Here is a 469-nt window from a genome sequence, read left to right as displayed (position 1 = left end):
AGAGCACCTGACTGTTAATCAGGTTGTCGACGGTTCGAGCCCGCCTGCCGGAGTTAGTTATAATATTGGAGAGTTGTCCGAGTTGGCCGAAGGAGCATCATTGGAAATGATGTAAACGGGTTAAAGCCTGTTTCAAGGGTTCGAATCCCTTACTCTCCGTATAACTTTAATGTTTATGACCCGTTGGTCAAGTGGTTTAAGACACTGCCCTTTCACGGCAGTAACATGGGTTCGAATCCCGTACGGGTCATTTTGGAGGATTAGCTCAGTTGGGAGAGCATCTGCCTTACAAGCAGGAGGTCACAGGTTCGAGCCCTGTATCCTCCATAATGACAATTTTATTTGGTCCGTTGGTCTAGCTGGTTAGGACGCCTGCCTGTCACGCAGGAGATCACGAGTTCGAGTCTCGTACGGACCGTAGTTACATTATGTAACTTTTAATTTAATATTTATCTTATAGCATAAATGG

General features: G+C 45.8%; 4 tRNA genes. All 4 read left to right on the top strand.

The annotated features are described in order from the left end of the window. The first annotated feature begins 67 nt into the window (after positions 1–67). Positions 68–159, top strand: a tRNA-Ser gene (locus FD06_RS05470). An 18-nt stretch (positions 160–177) separates the two neighbouring features. Further along, positions 178–250 (top strand) — tRNA-Glu (locus tag FD06_RS05465). Between the two features lie 4 nt (positions 251–254). Further along, positions 255–327: transfer RNA gene (locus FD06_RS05460), tRNA-Val, on the top strand. A gap of 17 nt (positions 328–344) precedes the next feature. Then, positions 345–418 (top strand) — tRNA-Asp (locus tag FD06_RS05455). The last annotated feature ends 51 nt before the right edge of the window (positions 419–469 follow it).

The organism is Apilactobacillus ozensis DSM 23829 = JCM 17196 (assembly GCF_001435995.1).
GTDB lineage: Bacteria > Bacillota > Bacilli > Lactobacillales > Lactobacillaceae > Apilactobacillus > Apilactobacillus ozensis.
Note: the sequence above shows the minus strand (reverse complement) of the source record. Positions and strands in the feature narration are given on the sequence as shown.